This is a genomic window from Microbacterium neungamense, assembly GCF_024971095.1.
Lineage (GTDB): Bacteria > Actinomycetota > Actinomycetes > Actinomycetales > Microbacteriaceae > Microbacterium > Microbacterium neungamense.
On record NZ_CP069717.1, the window covers coordinates 348,916 to 364,880 of the forward strand.

Consider the following 15,965-nt stretch of genomic DNA (forward strand, 5'->3'; position numbering starts at 1 on the left):
AGCGACATCCCGTGCATCGTCCGCGCGGGCATCGCCTGCCGGGCGACGTCGACACCCCGTGCTGCCGTCGCCGCGGGATCAGAACCGGTCGGGCGAGGGGGTGCCGTGGCCGTAGCGGATCACGACGTCCGCGTGACGGTCGAAGCGGTAGCCGACGCCGCGCACGGTGCGGACGATGTCCTCGTAGCGCCCGAGCTTCGCGCGCAGCCGGCGCACGTGCACGTCGATGGTGCGCTCGCCGGGGGCCTCCTCGTCGGACGCCTGCCACAGGGCGGCGACCAGCTCGGAGCGCTCGATGGTGCGGCCCTCGCGCAGCACCAGGTACTGCAGCAGTTCGAACTCCTTGTAGGTGAACGACGCGGACTCGCCGTCCAGCAGCACGCGCTTGCGGGAGATGTCGACGACGACGCCGGACTCCTCGTCCTTCTCCTCGACGGTGGCGGCCTTGGCGCGGGCGATCGCGCCGGGCTCCTGCAGGGCGAGGCGCACGACGTCGAGGTCGCGGCCACCCGAGCCGTGCGGGGCGAGGGCGACGGTCGCGTGCGTCTCGGCCTTCGGCGCGAGCTCGGCGAGCGTGCGGCGCAGGGCGTCGACGAGAAGCGGGAGGCTCACGCCGGCCTCGGCGGCCTTGATCTCGTCGATGCCGACGTACAGGGCGAAGCCTCGCGGCGAGCGGACCGAGGGCAGATCCGCGCTCTGCGGGTCGGTGACCTGGCGGACCGGGACGGCGCGGACGGGAGCGGTGGCGGGGCGGTCGAGGAGAGCGGTGTTCGACATGATGATGGGTCCTTGGAGGGGAGGTCGAGCCGTCGGGCTCTGAATGCGTTGCACGAATGACCGGGCGGAGCCGGTGGGAGAGGAGCACAGGGTGGGTGCTCGGGACTCACTCCCCAGAGATGCGGGGAGGGATGAGTCGGGCGGGGAGGTTGCGCCTTAGCAACACATTCGGCAACACATGCCAACGCGGCCGGCCATCATCATGCCGGCAGTCCCGTTCGCCTCCTGGGCGGACATGGGGCGTGCGTTGGTGGTCATGGGTGGGATTATGTCGGATCGTGACCCGCCGTGTCAAAACGTGACGGCCCGGCGCGGGCCCTGCCGCCGCAACCCGGCGTAACGTAGTCGCGTGAGCCTGCCCGCCGACGACACCAGATTCGTGGTCACCGACGAGAAGGACGCCTCGCGCTACACGCTGATGCGCAACGGCGTCCTGGTCAGCGTGCTCGACTACCGCGACGACGGCCGCACGGTAGCCCTGACGCGCGCGTTCACGATCCCCGCCTACCGCGGCAAGGGGTATGCCGCGCAGGTGGTCGCCGGGGCGGTCGCCGACATCGCGGCGCGCGGGGACCGCACGGTGGATGCGGTGTGCTGGTACGTCGCCGAGTGGTTCGCCGATCACCCCGAATACCGGCACCTGCTCCGTCGCGGCTGAAGGATCTCCGTCGGCGCCGTCGCGGGGGTGACGGATGCCCGGTGTCCGGCCTTCGCGGCACGCCTCGGCGGCGATGTCGGAGGCGGTCCGTACCGTGAGGGCATGCGAATCCTGCACACCTCCGACTGGCACATCGGCCGCACGTTCCACGGGCACTCCACGCTCGACGCGCTCGCCGTCGTGCTGGAGGCGCTGGTGCAGCAGGTGCGCGAGCACGCCGTGGACGTGGTCGTCGTCGCCGGCGACGTGTTCGACTCGGCCACGCCCGCGGCGGCCGCCTACACGCTGCTCGACGAGGCGATGGCCTCGCTGCACGAGACCGGGGCGACCGTGATCGTCACGAGCGGGAACCACGACTCCGCTGCGCGGCTCGGCTTCCGTTCGCGACTGCTGCGCGACGGCATCCACGTCCTCACCGATCCCCGCACCATCGCCACCCCGGTCACCGTGGCCGACGAGCACGGGCCGGTGCACTTCTTCGGCATCCCGTATCTGGAGCCGTCGATCGTGCGCCAGCACTGGGCGCACGGCGAGGACGGCCCCGTCCTGCGCACACAGGCGCAGACGATGTCGCACGCCATGGACCTGGTCCGGGCCGGCATGGACGCGCATCCGGGGCGTGCCGTCGCGATCGCGCACTGCTTCGCGGCGGGGGTGGACGCCACCGCCGGGCTGGAGCGCGAGGTGCGGCAGGGCGGGCTGGACGTCGTCCCGCTCGCGGCCTTCGATGGCCCCGACTATGTCGCTCTGGGGCACATCCACGGCCGACAGCAGGTCAGTGACCGGGTCCGCTACTGCGGGGCTCCGCTGCACTACAGCTTCGGCGAACAGCACAAGGAGCGCGGGTCGTGGCTGGTCGAGCTCGACGCGGACGGCCTGGCCGGCGTCGAGTGGCTTCCGCTGCCCGTGCCGCGGGCGCTGGTGACGCTCACCGGCACGCTGGACGAGATCCTCACCGCGGCGAACGCGGACGCGCACGCGGAGAGCTGGGTGTGCGCGGTCTACACCGACGCGCTGCCGCAGCACGAGCCCATGCGCCGGCTGCGCGAACGGTTCCCGTACTGCGCCATGGTGCAGCACCAGCCGTCGGCCCGGCCGGCGGCGGACGAGCGGTCGTATGCGCAGCGCCTGCGCACCGCCGTGACCGACACCGAGCGGATCGAGGCGTTCCTGGTGCACGTGCGCGACGGCGCCGGGCCGACCGAGCGGGAGGCGGAGCTCATCCGCGACGTGCTGGACGACCGGGTGCGCGCCGAGGCGCTCATCTGAGGGACGCGGATGCGACTGCACAGACTCGAGGTCGAGGGGTTCGGCCCGTTCCGGTCCCGGCAGGTGGTGGACTTCGACGCGTTCGCCGACGACGGCATCTTCCTCATCGGCGGTCGCACCGGCGCCGGCAAGTCCAGCATCCTGGACGCGGTCTGCTTCGGCCTGTACGGCGGCGTCCCGCGTTACGACGGCGGCGAGAAGCGGCTGCGCAGCGACCACTGCGAACCGGACGACCCGACCTCGGTCGCAGTCGAGTTCAGCACCGTCGCCGGCCGGTTCCGGGTGACGCGCTCGCCCTCCTACGAGCGGCCCGCCAAGCGCGGGGGCGGCATGACGACGCAGGCGCCGTCCGCCTCGCTGGAGGAGCTCACGGATGCCGGGTGGGTGGGCCGGGCCGCGCGCGTCGTCGACGTCGCCAACGAGCTCGCCGACATCCTGCAGCTGTCGCAGGAGCAGTTCCTGCAGGTGATCCTGCTGGCGCAGAACCGCTTCGCCGACTTCCTCCTCGCCGACAGCAGGGAGCGGCAGAAGCTGCTGCGCCGGCTGTTCGGCACCGAGCGCTTCGAGGACTACCAGCAGCGGTTCGACGAGCGGCGGCGCCTCGCCGAGCAGAGCCTCGCCGCCCGGCGCGCAACGATCGAGGCCCGGCTCGAGGAGGCGGAGCGGATCGCGACGGATGCTGAGCTGTGGGGCGACTCCGGCCCCGCGGCGGGCGGTGCGACGACCGAGGAACGGCTCGAAACGCTGCAGCGTGCCCTCGCCCGGGCGGAGTACCGGGCGGAGCGGCTCGCCGCCGAGCGCGCCGACGCCGAGAAGCGGCTGGAGGCCGCGGATGCCGCGCTCACCGAGCTCACCCGGCAGCGGGAGGCGCAGACCGAGCGCGACCGGGCGCGCGCGGCTCTCGCCGCGCTCGACGCCCAGGCCGACGAGATCGCCGCGGACCGGCGGCGCCGCGACCTCGGCCGGGCCGCCGAGGCGCTGCGCGGTGTGATCGCCGCCGCGCGGAGGGCGCAGGCCGCGCTCGCCGACGCCGAGCGCGGCGAGTCGGAGGCCCGCGACGCTCTGCCTGCCGCGGTGGCGGCGGCGTGCCGGCAGACGGAGACCGACGGCGACCTCCCGCCGGCGGCCGAGGGGAGCGGGGACGTCACCCGGCTGCGCGCCTTCGCTTCGGACCTGACACGGGAGAGCGGAGCGTGGCAGCGCGCCGCCGAACTGGAGCAGCGGAGCGCCGACCGTGAGCGCGAGCTCGCCGAGGCCGAGCAGGAGGCCGCGGCGGCGGGGGAGCGGATCACCGCTCTGCAGGCCGAGCGTGCCGAACTCCCCGGCCGCATCGCCGAGCTGACCGCGGAGCGCGACGCCGCCCGGCGCGCCGGAGATCGTGCCGAAGACCTCGCCCGGGCGGTCGAGGACGCCCGCACCTGCCGGGCGGCCGCGGCCGAGGTGGCGCGCCTGGACGACGAGATCGCGGCGGCCGAGCGACGGCTCGCCGAGCTCACCACCGCCCATGCCGAGGCGCAGACCGCGCTCGCCCGCCTGCGCCAGCGGCGGCTGGACGGATTCGCCGGCGAGCTCGCCACCGCGCTCGTCCCCGGTGAGCCCTGCGCCGTGTGCGGGGCGACCGAGCATCCGTCCCCGGCCGAGCACGCCGATCCCGTCTCCGCCGAGGACATCGCGGACGCCGAGGCGCGCCGCGACGACGCCGCCCGGGCCGAACGGCAGGCGGAGAGCAGGCTCGGCGAGCGGCGCGCCGAGCGCGCGGCCGCCGCGGAGCGCTCACGGGGCCTCAGCCCGTCCGCGGCGGAGGCCGTGCTCGAGACGGCATCCGCCGCGCACGCCGAGGCCGAAGCCGCGGCCGAACGCGCCCTCGCCCTGGACGCCGCCCTGGCCCGGTGCACCGCTCAGGCCGAGGACGTGGAGCGCCGGCAGACGGAGGCCGCCCAGGAGCAGGCCGCGGCGCGGGAGCGGCTCGCCCTCCTCCGGCAGACGGCCGAGGATGCCCAGCGGGCGATCGCCGCCGCGCGCGGCGCGCACGCCACCGTCGCCGACCGCCTCGCCGAGGCCGGCGCGCACATCCACGCCGCGACCCGCGCCGCGGACGCCATCGAGGACCGGCTCGTCCGTGAGACCGCCGCCGCCGACGCGGACGCCGATCTCGCGGCGGCCCTGGAGACGTCCCCGTTCGGGGACACCGCCGAGGTCGAGGCCGCACTGCTGCCTGCGGCGGAGATCGCCCGGCTGGACGACCGCATCACCCAGCACGCCGTCCAGCGCGAGAAGGAACGCGGCATCCTCCTCGAACTGGAGCTGCTCACCCTGCCCGAGGAGCCGATCGACCTGGCGCCGGCGACGGCCGCAGCCGCGGAGGCCCGCGCCGCCTGGATCGCAGCGGTGGAGGCCGCCGGCCGCATCGACGGCGTGAACGCCGCCCTCGCCGCGGCCATCGACGGCGCGGCATCCGAACACCGCGTCTCGGCGGCCGACACGGCCGACTACGAGACGATCCGCGGACTCGCGGATGCCGTCGCCGGCCGCTCCGGCAACACGCACCGCATGAACCTGGAGACCTTCGTCCTGGCCGCGGAGCTCGAGGAGATCGTCGATGCGGCGAACCTGCGCCTGCGCGAGATGTCGTCGGGGAGGTACCGGCTGCAGCACTCGGACGCCCTCGCGGCCCGCGGCGCCGCCTCCGGCCTCGGCATCGTCGTGCACGACGCGTACACCGGGCAGACCCGCCCCGCCAGGTCGCTGTCCGGCGGCGAGACCTTCCTCAGCTCGCTCGCACTCGCCCTCGGACTCGCCGAGGTCGTCACGGCGCGGGCCGGCGGCATCCGGCTGGACACGCTGTTCATCGACGAGGGCTTCGGCTCCCTCGACGCCGACACCCTCGAGATCGCGATGCGCACCCTCGACGAGCTACGGCAGGGCGGGCGCACCGTCGGAGTGATCAGCCACGTCGAGGCCATGCAGGAGCAGATCCCCGCTCAGCTGACGGTGCGCACCCTGCCGGACGGGCCGAGCGTGGTCGAAGCGGCGTTCCGAACGTCCTAGCGCTCTCGCGTGTTCGAGACCTCCGGGGCGTCCTCGAGGCCGTACTCGCGCTTCACGTAGGCCCACAGCTGGGCGCTGCACGCCGCGACCATGTCGTCCCAGATCGTGGTCGCGCCGTCCTTCGCACGGTCCGACACCGCCCGGAGCACCCGGATCGGCACCCCGAACTGCTGTGCCACCCAGACGAACGCGAAGGTCTCCATGTCGACGAGCACGCCGCCGAGCGAGCGGATGCGGGCCACGGCATCCGCGTCGTCGACGAAGATGTCGCCGGTCGCGATCGTCAGCCCCTCGCGTCCCGTCTCCACGCGCGGCGGCAGCGAGACGTGCTGACCGACGATCCCGTCCAGGTCCTGCACGTCGTGCTGGATCGCCGCGCTCACCTCGTACACGTCCGCGGGCAGGTCCTCCTCCACCGCGCCCGCGGTGCCGACCACGAGAACCTCCTCGTAGTCGCCGGCGTCGAGGGCGCGGGTGAGCCCGTACGCCGCCTTGAGCTTGCCGGGACCGGTGACCAGCCGGTCGAAACCGGGGATCTCTGCGGGGAACGCCTGCAGCTCGGATTCGAGGGCGGCGACGAGGAGTTTCACGCATCCATCCTGTCAGGTAGACACTGGTACCAGCGAAGGAGGACACCGTGACGATGCAGCAGGAGATCGCCGAGGCCCTGGGAGTCCAGGCCGACATCGACCCGACCACCGAGACCGAGGCACGCGTGCAGTTCCTCGTCGACTACCTGACCGCCACCGGCACCAAGGGCTACGTGCTCGGCATCTCCGGCGGTCAGGACTCGACGCTGGCGGGCCGGCTCGCGCAGCTCGCGGTGGAGCGCGTGCGCGAGTACGGGGGCGAGGCGTCGTTCTTCGCCGTCCGGCTGCCGTATCGCGTGCAGGCGGATGCCGCGGACGCCCGGGCCGCCCTGGAGTTCATCGCCCCCGACCGCTCCGTCGAGGTGAACATCCAGCACGGGGTGGACGGGATCGAGGCCGACATCGAGGAGGCCTTCGGCTCGGACATCTCGGACTTCAACCGCGGCAACATCAAAGCGCGGATCCGCATGGTCACGCAGTACGCGATCGCCGGGCACGACGGGATGCTCGTGATCGGCACGGACCACGCCGCCGAGGCCGTGACCGGCTTCTACACGAAGTTCGGCGACGGGGCGGCCGACATCCTGCCGCTGTCGGGCCTCACCAAGCGGCAGGGGCGCGCCATGCTGCGCGCGCTGGGCGCCCCGGAGCGGCTGTACCTGAAGGTGCCGACCGCCGACCTGCTCGACGGGCAGCCCGGCCGCCCGGACGAGGACGAGCTCGGCCTCACCTACGAGCAGATCGACGACTACCTGGAGGGCAAGGAGGTCGATCCCGCCGTCGCCGAGCGCATCGAGGCGAAGTACCTCGCCACCCGACACAAGCGGCACCTGCCGGTCACACCGCAGGACGGGTGGTGGCGGTAGGGACGCTCCGCGCGGGGATGCCGCGTGCGAGCATGCCCTCGCACGGCCCGGTGCCAGCTCGCTCGCGGCATCCCCGCGCTCCGCTGGGGGGCAGGGGCAGGGCGGAGGGGGTGTCGGAGGCCACGGATAGTCTCGAGTGAGCGGCTCCCGAAGGCCGCGGAGAAGGAGCATCCGTGCGCGTCGTCACCACCGACAGCCCGCCCCGCGTCGTCTGGAGCGCGAGCGATCTGAAGCTCGCCGCCGAGTGCGAGTTCGCGTGGGCGCGGGCGCTCGACGCCAAACTCGGGCGGGTGGCCGCGGTCGAGGAACCTGAGGACGCCACGCTCGCACGGGCGGCCGAGCTCGGCGACGTGCACGAGCGCGCGGTCCTCGAACAGTACATCGCCCGCTTCGGCGAGGGCGGCGAGGCCGGCGTCGTCGCGTTGCCGAAGGTCTCCTCTGCGGATGCGGATGCCCTCGGCGCCGCCGTCGCCGAGACCGGACGCGCGCTGCGCTCCGCGGCATCCGTCATCTTCCAGGCCGCCTTCGCCACGCCCGAGTTCGTGGGCTTCGCCGACTTCCTGCTCCGCGACCCCGACGGGCGCTGGCGCGTCCAGGACACCAAGCTCGCCCGCACCGCCCGGGTGACCGCGCTCATGCAGCTGGCGGCATACGTCGACCAGCTCGACCGGCTCGGCATCCCTCGCGCCGACGAAGTCGATCTGATCCTCGGCGACGGCACCATCAGCACCCACGCCGTCGACGACCTGCTGCCGCTGTTCCACGTGCGCCGTGCCCGCCTCCGTGCGCTCATCGCGGACCGCCGCATCGACACCGGCGCCGCCGGCGAGCCGCTCGCCTGGGGTGATGATCGCGGCGACCTTCAGATCACGGCGTGCGGGCGCTGCGCCACCTGCGAAGAGCAGGTGGATGCGCACCGCGATCTGCTGCTGGTCGCCCGGATGCGTCCGGTGCAGCGGCAGCGCCTGCGCGCCGCCGGCATCCGCACCATCGACGAGCTGGCGGTCGCGACGGATGCGCCCGAGGGAATGAACGGTGACACCTTCACCGCATTGCGCGCCCAGGCGCGCCTCCAGGCCGGTGCGTCGGCGGAGCCGGGGGCCGCGCCGCCCTTCGAGCTGGTGTCGCCGCACGCGATCGGCATGATGCCCAGGCCCAGCCACGGCGACATCTTCTTCGACTTCGAGGGCGACCCGCTGTACACCGAGCAGGCCGAGAACCCGCACTGGGGACTGGACTACCTGTTCGGATGGATCGACAACGCGGAGCAGTACTCCGCGCTGTGGGCGCACACGTTCGCCGAGGAGAAGCAGGCGCTGCTCGACTTCCTCGAGTTCGTGAAGCTGCGCCGGCAGACCCATCCCGACATGCACATCTACCACTACGCGCCGTACGAGACCGCGCATCTCGCGGCGATGGCCGCGCGGCACGGCGTCGGCGAGGCCGACGTCGACCGGCTGCTGCGGGAGGGCGTGTTCGTCGACCTGTACCCGATCGTGCTGCGCTCGGTGCGGGTCGGCTCCCGGTCCTACTCGATCAAGAAGCTCGAGCCGCTGTACATGGGCGACGAGGTGCGCGAGAGCGACGTGCAGAAGGGCGACGAGTCGATCGTCCAGTACGTCGAGGCGCGCGCGCTCGCCGCGGCCGGGCGGGATGCCGAGGCGCAGGCGATCCTCGACGACCTCGCCGACTACAACCGGTACGACTGCGTCTCCACGCGGCGGCTGCGCGACTGGCTGATCGGCCTGGCCCGCGAGACCGGGGTGCTTCCGGCGCCACCGGACGATCCCGAGACCCGGGTGTACGAGCCGTCGCCGCTGTCGCTGGCGCTGCAGGCCGAGGCGCTGCGGGTCGAGCGCGAGGGCGGGAACGGAGAGTGCCACCGGGTGGCGGCCGCCGCGATCGACTACTACCCGCGCGAGGCGAAGAGCTTCTGGGTCGCGCACTTCCAGCGGCTGCGCGAACCGGTGTCGCTGTGGGAGTCGACCCGCGATGTGCTGCGGGTGGATGCCGACCGCAGCGGCGTCGACGAGCCGTGGGCGGTGGACGAGGGCCGGCGCATCCAGACGCGGGTCGTGCGGCTGCGCGGCGAGGTCGCGCCGGGGAGCACGGTCGGGGCGGGCGCGCGGCCGTTCGCGCTGTACGCCGCACCCGCCCCGTTCGACGTGGACGCGCCCTCGCGGGTCATCCACATCCCGCACGAGGTCGAGGTGCTCGAGGTGCTCGACGACGGCTACCTCGTGCGCGAACGGGCCGTGCAGGGGCAGACCTGGGACGAGCTGCCGCTCGCACTCACCCCGGCCGCGCCCCCGAACGTCGCCTCGCAGCAGTCCGCGATCGAGGAATGGGCGGATGCCGTGCACCGCGCCGCACCGGAGTTCCCGGAGGATCCGGCCTCGGACATCCTCTGCCGCATCCCGCCGCGCACCCGCTCCGGCGGCCCGATCCCGGCCGCCGGTGAAGAACGGATCGACGCCATCGTGCGGGCGGTCCTCGACCTCGACCGCAGCTATCTGGCGGTGCAGGGCCCGCCCGGGACCGGCAAGACGTACACCGGCTCGCAGGTGATCGCGCGGCTGGTGCGCGAGCACCGATTCCGGATCGGCGTGGTCGCGCAGTCGCACGCGATCGTGGAGAACCTGCTGGAGCGGGTCGTCGCCGACGGCGTGCCGGCTTCGCAGGTCGCGAAGGCGCCGAAGGACCCGGATGCCGATCCGTGCTTCACCGTCATCCGCAAGGACGGCATGGCGGGCTTCATCGCCGAGCACGCGGACCAGGGGTTCGTGGTGGGCGGCACGGCGTGGGACTTCAGCAACACGCGGCGCGTCGACCGGCGCGGCCTCGACCTGCTCGTGATCGACGAGGCCGGGCAGTTCTCGCTCGCCTCGACCATCGCGGTGGCCGCCGGCGCGCAGCGCCTGCTGCTGCTCGGCGACCCGCAGCAGCTGCCGCAGGTCAGCCAGGGGGCGCACCCGGAACCCGTGGACACCTCGGCGCTCGGCTGGGTGATGGATGGCGACGCGGTCATCGATCCGGCCTACGGCTACTTCCTGGACGCGTCGTGGCGGATGCATCCCGCTGTCGCGGCACCGGTCTCACGGCTCGCGTACGCGGGCAAGCTGGCATCCGCCCCGGGCACCGAGACCCGCGTGGTGGAGGGCGTCGAGCCCGGCCTGCACATCGTGCCGGTGCGGCACCGCGGCAACGCGACGCAGTCGCCGGAGGAAGCCGCCGCGGTCGTGGCGATCGTGCGGGACCTCGTCGGTCGCCGTTACGTCGACGGATGCGGGACGGATGCCGCGCCGCGCCCGCTCGAGCAGGCGGACATCATCGTCGTCGCGCCGTACAACGCGCAGAAGCAGCTCATCCACGACGAGCTCGCCGCCGCCGGATTCGGTGAGGTCGCGGTGGGCACGGTGGACAACTTCCAGGGCAAGGAGGCGGTCGTGTCGATCACCTCGCTCGCCGCCTCCAGCGGACGCGACGCCCCGCGAGGCCCGGAGTTCCTGCTGCTGCAGAACCGCCTGAACGTCGCGATCTCACGAGCCAAGAGCGTCGCCTACCTGGTGCACTCCCCGGCCCTGCTCGACGACCTGCCGCACACCCCGGAAGGCGTCGCCCGCCTCAGCGCTTTCGCCCGCCTCGTCGGCGCCGACCGCGACTGAGGCCCACCGGCGCCGCCCGCCGCGCCGGGCGCGCTGGCGGTTCGGCGTGGCGCGGGCGCTGGCTGTTCGGCGCCCCGGCTGTTCGGCGCCCCGCGCTCGAGCGACGCCGCGCCGCGGAGGCCCCGCGTCGTTCCCGTCGCGGGGAGGTTCGCGCATCCGCCGGGGTGTTCCGCGATGCGTTTCTCTTCTGGCGGAGGCGGGCGCCAACGGCGTGGCCGCCGCGCCCCCGGGTCGGATCCTCTTGCTAGCGTGGCGAGCAGGCATTCCGTCGACGACATCCTGCGCGCCTCGGCATCCTGGGTCTGGTTCCCGCGTGACAGCGACGAGGAGAAGACGGAACTGCAACTCGTCCGGTACCCGTCGCGCTTCGGCGGGGGAGTGCGGGCCTCCCAGGTCGATTCGATCCTCGACGCGGCATCCGTGCTCGACCATGCGATCGAGCGCACGCGCGCCTGGGGCGAGACGAAGCTCACGTTCTGGACCAACGAGTCCGACCGCCCCGACCTCGAGGCGGAGCTGCGCGCTCGCGGCGCCGAGCACATCGACACGGTCGCCGTCCTCGCCCGGCCCGTCGCCGGCGAGCCCGTCGCCGCCCCCGAGGACGTCTCGGTCGAGGTCGTGCGCACCCTCCAGCAGGTGCGCGAGATGGACGCCGTGAACGTTCCGGTGTGGGAGCAGGAGCCCCTCGACGAGGACGGCCTGCGGGCCGAGCTCGACGAGATCTCCGCGGCGCTGGCGGCCCGCATCCACGCCCGGGTGATCGCGCGGCTCGACGGTGATGCGGTGAGCACCGGCGGATGCACGATCGTGGACGGCTTCGTCCGCCTCTGGGGCGCGGCGACCCTGCCGCACGCCCGCGGCCGCGGGGCCTACCGGGCCGTGCTCGCCGAACGGATGCGGATCGGCGCCGAGTTCGGGGCGATCACCGCGCTCGTGAAGGGACGGATCGGCACCTCCGCCCCGATCCTCGCCCGCGCCGGCTTCGCGCACTACGGCGACGAGCGCGGCTACGTCCTCGACGTCGCCTGACGCGCGAGCGGCACGGGCGGTGCGAACGCGCGCCCAGGGACCGTCCGGTCAGACCGTGCCGTACAGCCGGTCGCCGGCGTCGCCGAGCCCGGGGACGATGTAGCCCTTCTCGTTGAGCCCCTCGTCCAGAGCGCCCAGCACGATGGTCACGTCGCGGTCGCCGACGAGCTGCTCGATGGCGGCCAGGCCTTCCGGGGTGCCGAGCAGGCAGATCGCGGTGACGTCCCTGGCCCCACGGTCGAAGAGGAACTGGATCGCCGCACCGAGCGATCCCCCGGTCGCGAGCATGGGGTCGATCGCGAAGCACTGGCGGTCGCTGAGGTCATCGGGCAGCCGCTCCGCATACGTCGTGGGCTCGAACGTCGTCTCGTCGCGGACCATGCCGAGGAAGCCGACCTCCGCGGTCGGCAGCAGCTTGACCATGCCCTCGAGCATCCCGAGCCCCGCGCGCAGGATCGGCACGACGATCGGCCGCGGCTCGGAGATCTTCACGCCGGTGGTCTTCGTGACCGGCGTCTGGATCTCGATCGGGCTCACCTTGACATTGCGGGTCGCCTCGTACGCCAGGAGGGTGACCAGCTCCTCGGTGAGCTGGCGGAACACCGGCGACGGCGTGCGCTCGTCACGCAGCACGGTGAGCTTGTGGGTGATCAGGGGGTGGTCGGCCACGTGAACGCGCATGCGTACAGGCTACTTGTCCGCGTCGTCTCGCGAGGACGGGCCCGTTCCATCCGGGATCCGGCGGGGACGGATGCCGGAGACTAGGCTCGACCGACGGGAGGACGCATGACAGCCGCCGACGAACGCGCCATGCAGCGGGCGCTCGCGCTCGCCGCCGAGGCGGCCGCGGCCGGGGAGATCCCGGTCGGCGCCGTGGTGCTCGATCCGGACGGGCGGATGGCGGGCGAGGGCCGCAACCTCCGCGAGGCCACGCACGACCCGACCGCCCATGCGGAGGTCGTCGCGTTGCGCCAGGCGGCCGACGCGCTGGGGTCGTGGAACCTGCAGGGGCATACTCTCGTCGTCACGCTGGAGCCGTGCGTGATGTGCGCCGGGGCGGTGCTGCAGTCGCGGGTGAGCCGTGTCGTCTTCGGCGCGTGGGACGACAAGGCCGGCGCCGCCGGCTCCATGTACGACGTGCTCCGCGATCGTCGCCTGCCATATCGCGCCGAGGTCGTCGCGGGCATCCAGTCGGATGCCGCGATCGCGCTGCTCCGCGACTTCTTCGAGCAGCGCCGCTGACCCGGACTGGCCCGTATGGACCCTGACCCGAATGGACACATTGTGTCCGGAACTGCGGGTCGGCCGGCGCACTACCCTCACGTGGCGACACAATGTGTCGGGAAGTGAGGGTGTGTCGGGAAGTGAGGGTGTGTCGGGAAGTGAGGGTGTGTCGGGAAGTGAGGGTCAGTCGGAGGACTTGAGCACGAAGGCGTCCGTCGACGGCTCCGGGTCCAGGGCCGGACGGTAGATGTCCGGTTCGAGGTAGATCACCCTCGCCGCGGGCACGGCCGCGCGGATCCGCTTCTCGATCGCGTCGATGTCGTCCGCGGCCTGACGCACGGTCTTGTCCGAGCGCAGCGCGATCTTCGCGGCGACCATGAGCTCGTCCGGGCCGAGGTGCAGCGTCTTGATGTGGATGAGCTTCTCCACCTCGTCGCCCTCGCCGATGGCGTCGACGATCCGGTCCACGTCCGCCGGGTTCGCGCCCTCACCGACGAGCAGGCTCTTGGTCTCCACGCCCAGCACCACGGCGATCAGGATCAGGAGGACGCCGATCGCGAGCGTCCCGATCGCGTCGAACACCGTGTTCCCGGTGATCACGGTCAGCCCCACGCCGACCAGTGCGAACATCAGGCCGGTCAGCGCACCGGCATCCTCCAGCAGCACGACGGGCAGCTCGGGCGCTTTGGCGCGCCGGATGAACGACGTCCACGACTGCCCCTTCTCGCGCACCAGGTTGCTCTCCTTCACCGCGGTGCGCAGCGAGAACGACTCGAGCGCGATCGCGATCACCAGCACCACGAGCGGCAGCCACCACCACACCGGGTCCAGTTCGTGCGGGTCGCGCAGCTTGCCGATGCCCTCGTAGATGGCGAACAGGCCGCCGACGGAGAACAGGATGATCGACACCACGAACGCCGACACGTAGCGCTCGCGCCCGTAGCCGAACGGATGCGAACGGTCCGCGGCCCTGCGCGCCTTGCGCCCGCCGAGCAGCAGGAGCAGCTGGTTGCCGGAGTCGGCGACGGAGTGGATCGCCTCGGCGAGCATCGAGGCGGAGCCGGAGAGCGCGGCCGCGATGAACTTCGCGATCGCGATGCCCACATTGGCGAGGAACGCCGCGATGATCGCCTTGCCGCCACCGGATGCACTCATGGCACGAGTCTACGTCGGCCCTCCGGCGCTCGTAGGATGACGGCATGGCTGACACTCTTCCCGCTCTCGCGTTCCTCGGCGCCGGCTCGATGGGCGGCGCGATCCTGCACGGCGTCGTCGACTCGGGTGCGACCGTCGACGGCGGCATCGTCGCCACCAACCGCAGCCGGGAGAAGGCGGATGCCCTCGCCGGCATCGACGGCGTGACCAGCATCGCGCTGGAGGACCGGCCCGACGGGAACCGGGATGCCGCGGCATCCGCGCGCATCGTGCTGATCGGCGTGAAGCCGGCCATGGTGCCGGATCTGCTGCGCGAGATCGCTCCGGTGCTGCGTGAGGACGCGATCGTCGTAAGCCTCGCCGCCGGCGTCACCCTCGCCACGTTCGCGGATGCCCTCGGCGGCGACGTCCGGACCATCCGCTCCATGCCGAACACGCCCGCGATGGTCGGCAAGGCGGTCACCGGGCTCGCCGCGGGGCCGAGCGCGAGCGCCGAGGACATGGCGGTCGTGCGCGCCCTGTTCGAGACGGTGGGCGCGGTGATCGAGGTGCCCGAGGAGCAGATCGACGCGCTGTCGACCGTGTCGGGCTCCGGGCCGGCGTACGTGTTCCTACTCATCGAGGAGCTGACGAAGGCGGCGATCGGGATGGGCTTCAGCGAAGCGGATGCCCGGCTGATGGCCGAACAGACCTTCATCGGGGCGACCGCGCTGCTGGAGGCCTCCGGCGAGGACCCGGCCGAGCTGCGCCGCCGCGTCACCAGCCCGAAGGGCACCACCGAGCGCGCGATCGCGGTGCTGCAGGAGGCGCGTCTCGACGACGTGTTCGCGCGTGCCACGGCGGCCGCGCTGGCACGCGCGAAGGAGCTCGCCGCCGGAAGCTGAGCTCCGCCGGCATCCGTCCATCCGCCGGCATCCGTCGATCCTCCGGCACCCGTCTATTTGTCGCGAACTGCTGGAACCCGGGGCCGGAAACCGCAGTCTGGCACAAATAGACGGGGAGGGAGGGACGGGAGGGCGGGTCAGCGGTCCAGAGCCGCGAAGCGCTCGATGTCGCTGTTCGTCCCGGACACGATGATCAGGTCGTGGTTGGTGACGACCGTGTTCGCCTCGGCGTACCGGAACGGCTTGCCGGGGCTCTTCACACCGACGACCGTGACGTTGTACTTGGTGCGCACGCCGGACTCGTTCAGGCCGACGCCGCGGATGAACTTCGGCGGGTACATCTTCGCCAGCACGAAGTCGTCGTCGAAGCGGATGAAGTCCAGCATCCGGCCGCTGACGAGGTGCGCGACACGCTCACCCGCCTCGCGCTCCGGGTAGATCACGTGGTTCGCGCCGACCCGGGCGAGGATCTTGCCGTGCGACTGCGACACGGCCTTCGCCCAGATCTGCGGCACCTTCAGGTCGACGAGGTTCGCGGTGATGAGCACGGATGCCTCGATCAGCGACCCGACCGCGACGACCGCGACCTGGAAGTCCTGCGCGCCGATCTGGCGCAGGGCGTCGATGTTGCGGGCATCCGCCTGCACCGTGTGCGTGACGCGCTCCGACCACTTCTGGACGAGCTCCAGGTTGTCGTCGATGGCGAGCACCTCGCGGTCGAGCCGGTCCAGCTCACCGGCGCATGCCGCGCCGAAGCGTCCGAGTCCGATGACGAGCACCGGGGCGTCGCCCCTGACCAT

General features: G+C 72.6%; 13 protein-coding genes. 8 read left to right on the plus strand and 5 right to left on the minus strand.

Translation table 11 applies throughout. From position 1 onward, the window contains the following. Positions 1-78: 78 nt before the first annotated feature. On the minus strand, positions 79-777 hold the full coding sequence (locus JSY13_RS01700) for a winged helix-turn-helix domain-containing protein (protein ID WP_259607286.1): 699 nt from the start codon (positions 775-777) through the stop codon (positions 79-81). A 349-nt stretch (positions 778-1,126) separates the two neighbouring features. Here JSY13_RS01700 and JSY13_RS01705 point away from each other — a divergent pair, with 349 nt between their 5' ends. The 3 genes from JSY13_RS01705 to JSY13_RS01715 all read left to right on the plus strand — a co-directional run bounded on the left by JSY13_RS01705 (position 1,127) and on the right by JSY13_RS01715 (position 5,752). Beyond that, complete coding sequence (locus tag JSY13_RS01705) at positions 1,127-1,435, plus strand: GNAT family N-acetyltransferase (RefSeq protein WP_336297698.1); 309 nt, start codon at positions 1,127-1,129, stop codon at positions 1,433-1,435. A 102-nt stretch (positions 1,436-1,537) separates the two neighbouring features. Beyond that, positions 1,538-2,704: an exonuclease SbcCD subunit D gene (locus JSY13_RS01710; protein WP_259607287.1), complete on the plus strand. Its 1,167-nt coding sequence runs from the start codon at positions 1,538-1,540 to the stop codon at positions 2,702-2,704. A 9-nt stretch (positions 2,705-2,713) separates the two neighbouring features. Continuing rightward, positions 2,714-5,752 carry an AAA family ATPase gene (locus tag JSY13_RS01715; protein ID WP_259607288.1) on the plus strand — a complete coding sequence of 1,013 codons (3,039 nt, stop codon included), beginning with the start codon at positions 2,714-2,716 and terminating at the stop codon, positions 5,750-5,752. Here the strand turns inward: JSY13_RS01715 and JSY13_RS01720 are convergent. After that, positions 5,749-6,342, minus strand: a complete 594-nt coding sequence (locus JSY13_RS01720; protein ID WP_259607289.1) for a phosphorylase family protein — start codon at positions 6,340-6,342, stop codon at positions 5,749-5,751. The genes JSY13_RS01715 and JSY13_RS01720 overlap by 4 nt on opposite strands. 53 nt (positions 6,343-6,395) lie before the next feature. Here JSY13_RS01720 and nadE point away from each other — a divergent pair, with 53 nt between their 5' ends. From nadE to JSY13_RS01735, 3 genes are all read left to right on the plus strand, one after another. Continuing rightward, positions 6,396-7,208 (plus strand): NAD(+) synthase, encoded by an 813-nt coding sequence (nadE, locus tag JSY13_RS01725; protein WP_272653818.1) that lies wholly within the window; start codon positions 6,396-6,398, stop codon positions 7,206-7,208. Positions 7,209-7,381: 173 nt separating this feature from the next. After that, entirely contained in the window at positions 7,382-10,873 is a 3,492-nt protein-coding gene (locus JSY13_RS01730) for a TM0106 family RecB-like putative nuclease (RefSeq protein WP_259607291.1), read from the plus strand. Positions 10,874-11,122: 249 nt separating this feature from the next. Further along, positions 11,123-11,902 (plus strand): hypothetical protein, encoded by a 780-nt coding sequence (locus tag JSY13_RS01735; RefSeq protein WP_259607292.1) that lies wholly within the window; start codon positions 11,123-11,125, stop codon positions 11,900-11,902. A gap of 48 nt (positions 11,903-11,950) precedes the next feature. Here the strand turns inward: JSY13_RS01735 and upp are convergent, their stop codons facing one another. Then, positions 11,951-12,583, minus strand: coding sequence for a uracil phosphoribosyltransferase (upp, locus tag JSY13_RS01740; RefSeq protein WP_259607293.1), 633 nt, complete (start codon positions 12,581-12,583; stop codon positions 11,951-11,953). 105 nt (positions 12,584-12,688) lie between these two features. On the opposite strand from upp, the gene tadA reads away from it, so the two are divergent. Further along, a complete protein-coding gene (gene tadA / locus JSY13_RS01745) occupies positions 12,689-13,144 on the plus strand; it encodes a tRNA adenosine(34) deaminase TadA (RefSeq protein WP_259607294.1) in 456 nt (151 codons plus the stop codon). 165 nt (positions 13,145-13,309) lie between these two features. On the opposite strand, the gene JSY13_RS01750 is transcribed toward tadA, so the two are convergent. Beyond that, entirely contained in the window at positions 13,310-14,281 is a 972-nt protein-coding gene (locus tag JSY13_RS01750; RefSeq protein ID WP_259607295.1) for a cation diffusion facilitator family transporter, read from the minus strand. A 44-nt stretch (positions 14,282-14,325) separates the two neighbouring features. Between JSY13_RS01750 and proC the strand changes: the two genes are divergently transcribed. Next, positions 14,326-15,165 (plus strand): pyrroline-5-carboxylate reductase, encoded by an 840-nt coding sequence (proC, locus tag JSY13_RS01755; protein WP_259607296.1) that lies wholly within the window; start codon positions 14,326-14,328, stop codon positions 15,163-15,165. Between the two features lie 137 nt (positions 15,166-15,302). On the opposite strand, the gene JSY13_RS01760 is transcribed toward proC, so the two are convergent. After that, positions 15,303-15,965, minus strand: coding sequence for a potassium channel family protein (locus JSY13_RS01760; protein WP_432806428.1), 663 nt, complete (start codon positions 15,963-15,965; stop codon positions 15,303-15,305).

Excerpts from the sequence above, each read along its gene's own strand:
- JSY13_RS01700 (WP_259607286.1), bottom strand. The coding sequence starts at position 777 with ATGTCGAACACCGCTCTCCTCGACCGCCCCGCCACCGCTCCCGTCCGC.
- JSY13_RS01710 (WP_259607287.1), top strand. The coding sequence starts at position 1,538 with ATGCGAATCCTGCACACCTCCGACTGGCACATCGGCCGCACGTTCCAC.
- JSY13_RS01715 (WP_259607288.1), top strand. The coding sequence starts at position 2,714 with ATGCGACTGCACAGACTCGAGGTCGAGGGGTTCGGCCCGTTCCGGTCC.
- nadE (WP_272653818.1), top strand. The coding sequence starts at position 6,396 with ATGCAGCAGGAGATCGCCGAGGCCCTGGGAGTCCAGGCCGACATCGAC.
- upp (WP_259607293.1), bottom strand. The coding sequence starts at position 12,583 with ATGCGCGTTCACGTGGCCGACCACCCCCTGATCACCCACAAGCTCACC.
- tadA (WP_259607294.1), top strand. The coding sequence starts at position 12,689 with ATGACAGCCGCCGACGAACGCGCCATGCAGCGGGCGCTCGCGCTCGCC.
- JSY13_RS01750 (WP_259607295.1), bottom strand. The coding sequence starts at position 14,281 with ATGAGTGCATCCGGTGGCGGCAAGGCGATCATCGCGGCGTTCCTCGCC.
- proC (WP_259607296.1), top strand. The coding sequence starts at position 14,326 with ATGGCTGACACTCTTCCCGCTCTCGCGTTCCTCGGCGCCGGCTCGATG.
- JSY13_RS01760 (WP_432806428.1), bottom strand. The coding sequence starts at position 15,965 with ATGGTCAGGGGCGACGCCCCGGTGCTCGTCATCGGACTCGGACGCTTC.